Consider the following 5,863-nt stretch of genomic DNA (forward strand, 5'->3'; position numbering starts at 1 on the left):
CCCTAAAAGGGAGGGGAGAGATATGTCCGCTACCGGTCGCAACCGGCCCTCCAATCGAACCTATTTCCCCGCCCCGCAGGTCACCGATCCGCTGCCGACATTGCGCACCGTGCACACCGGCCGCCCGAGCACGACCACCTTGCCGATCCCGCGCGCTGTGACCGCGGCGCTCTTGACCGCGTGGAGGATGTGATCGCCCGCGCCCTCGCTGTCGCTGATCAGTTCGCCCACCTCCAGCGCGCCGGCATCGACCGCCCCCGCGCCCGACAGGGTCATCCGCGCGGTCTTGGCGGCGCCGCCGAGCGTCATCGTGCCATTGCCAATCATCGCCACCTGCAGCCGGTCGGCCGCGATCGCGCCGACGGTCAATTGCCCGGGACCGCGCAGGCCGACCATCGCGCGCTGCCCCTTGAGTTGGTCGATGCGGAGCGAGCCGGCCCCGGCGAGCGTCGCGCTGTTCAGATGGGCGGCGTTGACGCGGACCGTCACCGGCCCATGCGGCCGCCGCCGCTTTTCATCGCCCGCGAACTGGCGCTGACTGATCACCAGCCGGCCGTCGCGGCTTTCGAGGCTCAGCCGGTCGAGCGCGTCCTGCGGCCCCGTCGCCACCGCGCTGACCGGCGCGCGCGTCACCACCTCGACCGCGACGTCGGCATTCACCTCGATCGTCTCGAAACTGGTGAGGCCGAAGCGCTTCTCGGCCGCAGACGCGGAACCGGCGAACGAAAGAGCGGCCACCGCGACGGCGGCGCCCCTTGCGATACAGGACAGGGTGCTGGTCATGCTGCTGCCCTAACCTTTTCGGGCCGGCAGCACCATAGGTGCCCTAGGGTCAGGACCCATTAATTCCACGTTCGAGGTTTGAAGCGATTTTGCTCAGGGCGAGGAGGAAAGGCGAAGGAATATGAATATATTTCAAGGCTTTTCGACGAAGCCATGGGCAAAATCGGTCAAATCCCGCAGGGACGTCGAAATCGCGGAATTAATGGGTCCTGACCCTAGTTGCAGGTCGCGGTGCCCGAACCCATCGTGCGCGTCGAACATTTGCCGCCGCCGCCGATCGTCGCATCGCCCGATCCGAGGATCGCGATGTCGGCGCTGCCGCTCGCTTTGGCGTCGACGTCGCCCGATCCGGCGATCGACACGTCGAGCGTCGTCGCCGCGAGCCCGCCCGCCGCGATATTGCCCGATCCGGTGACCCCGAAATCGCCCGATCCGATCGTTCCGCCGCCGATTTCGATATCGCCCGAACCCGACACGGCGACCTTCGCGCTCTTGCCGTTCAGCGTCCCCACCTTGAGGTCGCCCGAACCGGTGACCACCGCCTCGACCGCATCGCCGTCGACCGCATCGGCGTCGATCTCGCCCGACCCGGTCAGCCGCACCTCGCGGAGCGCCGGCATGATGATCGCGATGTCGACATCATTGTCGCCGCCGCGGAAGCTGAAATCCGAATTCTTGCGCCCGATCGACAGCATGTCGCCGTCGAGTTCGATTTCGAGCTCGTCGATGATGGCTTTCGGCCCCTTGGCGCTGATCGAAAAGGCGTCGCCGCGGCGAATGGTGACATCGTCGGGACCCGCGACCTTGACGCCGGTGAAGCCCGTGAGGTCGAAGCTCTGCGTCGTCACCGGCCCCGCATCGACCGTGCGCCGCCCGTCCTTGCCGTCGCTCGTCACCTCGGCGCTGCACGCCGTGACGGTCATCGCGAGAGCCAGCGGCAGCGCCGCCATCGTCCAGTTACGCATCGAAAATCTCCTTCGTGTATTGTTTGTATAACACACAGGAGCACGGCCTGTCCAGTGCAAGCCGCCATCTTGTCGCCACCTTCGTGGCCCAGAGGCGCAAATCCTTCAGGAAAGAGACGATGAGCGTAGCCTTTCGCCGCGAGAGCGACGACGAACATAAAGAGCCCGAGTTCGAATGGCCGATTCCGGTCGGTCCCAATCTCGTGACCCCGCGCGGCCTCCGCCTGCTCGGCGAGGAGGTGGCGCGCCTCGAAACCGCGATCGCCGCCGAAACCGGCGATGACGCGCGCAAGAAATTGCAGCGCCGGCTGCGCTATCTCCATACGCGTCAGGCGACCGCCGAGGTGCAGGCGGCGCCCGGCGACGATGTCGTCGACATCGGCAGCCGCGTCCGCTATGCGCTGGGCGGCGCCGAACGCGCGGTCACGATCGTCGGCCATGACGAGGCCGATCCCGCCGCGGGCCGCATCGCCTTCACCGCGCCGCTCGGCCGCGCCTTGATGGGCGCCGAGGCAGGCGACATGGTCGCATTTCAGGGGCGCGACGATGCGATCGAGATTCTCGCCGCCGCCGCCGATCCGGAGATTTTGGCATGAAGGACAGGTTCGAACGCCACAAACAGCCGTGGACCGCCGCCGAGATCGACAAGCTCCACACGCTCGCGAAAAAGGGCATGGCGCTGAAAGCGATCGCCAAGGCGCTGACCCGCAGCGAGGAATCGGTGAAGGTCCGCGCCAAGGCCGACGGCCTGTCGATCGCGAAGCTGCACTGAACGCCGTGACCGAAAAGCCTACTCCCCTTGTCCGTCATTCCGGCGAAGGCCGGAATCTCGCCGTTGCATTGGAAGGCGAGGTCGAGATCGCGCCCAGAGTCACGTGCCTCTGGACGCCCTTCGCCGGGATGACGATTCAACCGGCATGACCACCCATGATTATGACGCCATCGTGCTGGGTGCCGGCGCGGCCGGGCTGATGTGCGCCGCGGTCGCGGGGCAAAGGGGGCGGCGCGTCCTGCTGCTCGATCATGCCGAGCAGGTGGGCAAGAAGATTCTGATCTCGGGCGGCGGACGGTGCAATTTCACCAACGTCCACACCGCGCCCGATCGCTATATCTCGGCGAATCCGCATTTCGCCAAGTCGGCGCTCGCGCGCTACACCGCCGCCGATTTCATCGAGCTGGTGAACGCCTACGGGATCGCGCATCACGAAAAGACGCTCGGCCAGCTCTTTTGCGACGGATCGGCGAAGCAGGTCGTCGCGATGCTGCTGGAGGAATGCGCGAAGGGCGGGGTCGATGTGCGCTGCGGCCAGCCGGTTCGCGAGGTGACGCACGGTGAGGCCGGCTTCCGCGTGCGTTTCGGCGACCAGCCCTTCACCGCCGCCAACCTCGTCATCGCGACCGGCGGGCCGTCGATCCCGAAAATGGGCGCGAGCGGCTTCGCCTATGACCTCGCGCGCCAGTTCGGGCTGAAGGTCGTCGAGCCGCGCCCCGCGCTCGTCCCGCTGACGCTCGGCGGCGACGATGTGCTGTTCCGCGACCTGTCGGGGGTCGCGACCCCGGTCGAAGCGCGCGCGGGCAAGGCGAGCTTCCGCGAAGCCGCGCTCTTCACGCACAAGGGCCTTTCGGGCCCCGCGATCCTTCAAGTGAGCAGCTATTGGCGGCACGGCGAGCCGGTGACGATCGATTTCCTTCCCGATGCAGCGCCCGACTGGCTCATCGAAGCCAAGCGCGCGCGGCCGCGGGCGACGCTCGCCTCTACGCTCCCCCTCCCCGACCGTCTCGCACAGACGCTCGCCGACCGCCTCGCGCTTTCCTGCGAACTCGGCGCACTGACCGACCGCAAGCTCGCCGGGGCCGGCGCGCGCCTCAAGCGCTGGCCGTTCCACCCCAACGGCACCGAGGGTTTCGCGAAGGCCGAGGTCACCGTCGGGGGAATTTCGACCGCAAATCTGTCGTCGCAAACAATGATGGCCAAAAGCGTTCCCGGCCTGTATGCGGTCGGCGAAGCCGTGGACGTCACCGGGTGGCTGGGCGGCTATAATTTTCAATGGGCCTGGGCCAGCGGATACGCGGCGGGTCAGGCCCTTTAGGAAAAACCCACATATTTCCTCGTCATGCTGAACCGGTTTCAGCATCCACGACCCGATTGTTCGGACTCAGGCGATAGACCCGAGCCGAATCCCGGGCGGCGAAGAACGAAACCACGGCGCCTTTGCCGTCCAGGATAAGAAGAACAAAATGCCTTTCGAACATCTCTCGCCCGTCCTTGCGGACGCCCTCACCGCGCGCGGCTATGAAGCGCTCACCCCCGTTCAGACGCAAGTCACCGAGGCCGAAGCCAAAGGCCGCGACCTGCTCGTCTCCGCCCAGACCGGCTCGGGCAAGACCGTCGCCTTCGGCCTTGCGATGGCGGGGGAACTGCTTGAAGAGGGCCGCCTGCCCTTCGCGACCGCGCCGCTCGCGCTGATCGTCGCGCCGACGCGCGAACTCGCGCTGCAGGTCAGCCGCGAACTCGGCTGGCTTTATGCCAAGGCCGGCGCGCGCATCGCGACCTGCGTCGGCGGCATGGATGCGAGCCGCGAGCGCCGCAACCTCAACCAGGGCGTGCATATCGTCGTCGGCACCCCCGGGCGCCTGCGCGACCATCTCGAACGCGGTGCGCTCGACCTCGAAGCGCTGCGCGTCGCGGTGCTCGACGAGGCCGACGAAATGCTCGACATGGGGTTCCGTGACGATCTCGAGGAAATCCTCGACGGCACCCCCGATACGCGCCGCACGCTTCTCTTCTCGGCGACGCTTCCGAAGCCGATCGTCCAGCTCGCCAAGCGTTACCAGCGCGATGCGCTGCGCATCTCGACCGTCGGCGAAGACCGCGGCCATGGCGACATCGCCTACCAGGCAGTGACCGTCGCCCCCGCCGACATCGAAGGCGCGGTGATCAACCTGCTGCGCCTGCACGAAGCCGAAACCGCGATGCTGTTCTGCGCGACGCGCGACAATGTCCGCCGGCTGCACGCGAGCCTGATCGAGCGCGGCTTCGCCGCCGTCGCGCTGTCGGGCGAGCATAGCCAGAACGAGCGCAACCACGCGCTGCAGGCACTGCGCGACCGCCGGGCCAGAGTCTGCGTCGCGACCGATGTCGCCGCGCGCGGCATCGACCTGCCGACGCTCAGCCTCGTCATTCACGTCGAAATTCCGCGCGATGCCGAAACGCTTCAGCACCGTTCGGGCCGCACCGGCCGCGCGGGCAAAAAGGGCACCGCGGTCATCATCGTCCCCTATCCGCGCCGCCGCCGCGTCGACGGCATGCTGCGCGGCGCGCGGATCAACGCCGAATGGATGGACGCGCCGACCGCCGCCGACGTCCGCCAAAAGGATCAGGAACGGCTGATCGAAAAGCTGCTCGCACCCGTCGAGCATGAGCCCGAGGATCTGGAACTCGCCGCGCGGCTGATGGCCGAGCGCAGCCCCGAGGACATCGCCGCGTCGCTCGCCCGCGCGCACCGCGCGCTGATGCCGCCGCCCGAGGATCTGCTCGACAACGGCCCGCGCGGCCGCGAGCGTCCCGAACGCGGCGAGCGCTTTGAACGCCCTGAACGCGGCGGCGGCGGCGACCGCCGCGACGGCTTCGAGGACAGCGTCTGGTTCCGCCTCAACATCGGCCGTCACCAGAATGCCGATCCGCGCTGGATCCTGCCCCTGCTCTGCCGCCGCGGCCATGTGAGCAAGAACGAGATCGGCGCGATCCGCATCGGGCCCAAGGAAACGATGTTCAATATACCGCGCGCGATAGCCGACCGCTTCGCCGAAGCCGTGGTGCGCACCGCGAACCAGGACGGCGAGGACGACAGCGGCGTGTCGATCACCCCCGCGCCCGACGGCCCGACCTATCCGCCGCGCCGCGATAAAGGCGGCCATCGGGGACCGCGCGACGCAGCACCGCGCGCCCACGCCGGTCCGCGCGACAGGAATGAGCGCTACAAGCCCAAGCCTTATGGTCAGCGCAGCCCGCGCCGCCCGTCGAAGTAAAGTCGAACGGGGTGGGGGCTATCGGCCTTGCGCCACCTCGATAACCCCCACCCCAAACCCCTCCCCTGAAGGGGAGGGGGTGTCGC

Annotated in this window: 6 protein-coding genes; 4 read left to right on the forward strand and 2 right to left on the reverse strand. The window is 67.7% G+C overall.

Annotated features, from left to right (window positions below):
- Positions 1-60: 60 nt before the first annotated feature.
- Complete coding sequence (locus FG95_RS17620) at positions 61-783, reverse strand: head GIN domain-containing protein (protein WP_152567703.1); 723 nt, start codon at positions 781-783, stop codon at positions 61-63.
- 215 nt (positions 784-998) lie between these two features.
- Positions 999-1,748 (reverse strand): head GIN domain-containing protein, encoded by a 750-nt coding sequence (locus FG95_RS17625; protein ID WP_037557554.1) that lies wholly within the window; start codon positions 1,746-1,748, stop codon positions 999-1,001.
- Positions 1,749-1,867: 119 nt separating this feature from the next.
- Between FG95_RS17625 and FG95_RS17630 the strand changes: the two genes are divergently transcribed.
- From FG95_RS17630 to FG95_RS17645, 4 genes are all read left to right on the forward strand, one after another.
- The gene (locus FG95_RS17630; protein ID WP_037557555.1) at positions 1,868-2,344 is read left to right on the forward strand and encodes a GreA/GreB family elongation factor; all 477 of its coding nucleotides are present in this window, start codon (positions 1,868-1,870) and stop codon (positions 2,342-2,344) included.
- Positions 2,341-2,520 (forward strand): hypothetical protein, encoded by a 180-nt coding sequence (locus FG95_RS17635; RefSeq protein ID WP_037557556.1) that lies wholly within the window; start codon positions 2,341-2,343, stop codon positions 2,518-2,520. Before FG95_RS17630 ends, FG95_RS17635 begins: the two co-directional genes overlap by 4 nt.
- Positions 2,521-2,665: 145 nt before the next feature.
- Positions 2,666-3,838 carry an NAD(P)/FAD-dependent oxidoreductase gene (locus FG95_RS17640; RefSeq protein ID WP_037557557.1) on the forward strand — a complete coding sequence of 391 codons (1,173 nt, stop codon included), beginning with the start codon at positions 2,666-2,668 and terminating at the stop codon, positions 3,836-3,838.
- A gap of 148 nt (positions 3,839-3,986) precedes the next feature.
- Positions 3,987-5,777, forward strand: a complete 1,791-nt coding sequence (locus FG95_RS17645; protein WP_037557558.1) for a DEAD/DEAH box helicase — start codon at positions 3,987-3,989, stop codon at positions 5,775-5,777.
- The last annotated feature ends 86 nt before the right edge of the window (positions 5,778-5,863 follow it).

The organism is Sphingopyxis sp. LC363, from assembly GCF_000756385.1.
GTDB lineage: Bacteria > Pseudomonadota > Alphaproteobacteria > Sphingomonadales > Sphingomonadaceae > Sphingopyxis.